At 61.1% G+C, this 1,203-nt stretch carries 1 protein-coding gene; it reads right to left on the bottom strand.

The annotated features are described in order from the left end of the window. Positions 1-1,203 (bottom strand): sulfoacetaldehyde acetyltransferase (gene xsc / locus ACQ4W6_RS25730; protein ID WP_436569988.1); only part of this gene is annotated, 1,203 nt, incomplete at both ends.

Here is a 1,203-nt window from a genome sequence, read left to right as displayed (position 1 = left end):
ACGTAGTCTTTGTACTTGTCCAGGTGACGGATGGGCTTACTCAGCGCATCACGGCGGAACGGGTCGCCCAGTTCGCGCGTGCACATGATTTCGATGATGGTAGTCTTGCCTTCATTCATCTGCATGGCTATGGCTTTCTTCAAGGCCGGACCCACGTCTTCCAGCTTGTCGACCGTGATGCCTTCGGCGCCCATGGCGCGCGCGATTTCCGCGAAGCTCTGGTTCTCCAGCTCGCCGGCAACGAAGCGGCGGTTGTAGAAATCGACCTGGTTTTTCTTTTCCGCGCCCCACTGGCGGTTGTGGAACACCACGGCCGTCACAGGAATGTTGTGACGCACGCAGGTCATGGTTTCCATCAAGCTCATGCCCCAGGCGCCGTCACCCGCATACGACACGGCCGGACGGTGGGGTGCGGCCACTTTCGCGCCGATGATGGTCGGGAAAGCATAGCCGCAGTTGCCGAAACTCATCGCCGCAAAGAAGCTGCGCGGCTTTTCAAAGCGCAGGTAGCTATTCGCCACCGAATTGATGTTGCCGATGTCGGTCGACACCATCACGTCTTCCGGCATGGCCTTTTCCAGCTCACGCAAGACCTGGCGCGGGTGCAGGTAATTGCCTGGCTCTTTCTTTTGCTCTTCGATCATGTCCAGGCTGTATGCATCTTTTTCATGCGTCCAGTTGTCCAGCTCGTCTTCCCATGCGGCTTTCTCGGCCTGGATGGTGGCGTTGCGCTCTTCGCGGGTGGCGTCGCAGTCCAGCGTCTTGCCGTCCAGGCGCGCCAGGATGGCTTTGGCGGCCGCCTTGGCGTCGCCACAAATGCCCACCGAGATTTTCTTCACCAGGCCCAGCATCTTGTTGTCGGCGTCGATCTGGATGATCTTGGCGTTTTTCGGCCAGTAATCCATGCCATGCTGCGGCAAGGTGCCGAACGGTCCCAGGCGCGAACCGAGGGCCACGACGACGTCGGCCTGGGCGATCAGCTTCATGGCCGCCTTCGAGCCCTGGTAGCCCAGCGGGCCGCACCACAGCGGATGGCTGGCGGGGAAGGAATCGTTATGCAGGTAGCTGTTCACTACGGGCGCACCGAGGCGCTCGGCCAGGGCCTTGCACTCTTCGATGGCTTCGCCCATGACCACGCCGCCGCCGGAGATGATGACGGGGAACTTGGCCTTGGCCAGCAGTTCGGCCGCATCGTTCAGGCTG

The organism is Janthinobacterium woesei (assembly GCF_051380875.1).
Lineage (GTDB): Bacteria > Pseudomonadota > Gammaproteobacteria > Burkholderiales > Burkholderiaceae_D > Janthinobacterium.
The sequence above is the reverse complement of the archived record's forward strand: the minus strand, read 5'-3'. Positions and strand labels throughout refer to the sequence as shown.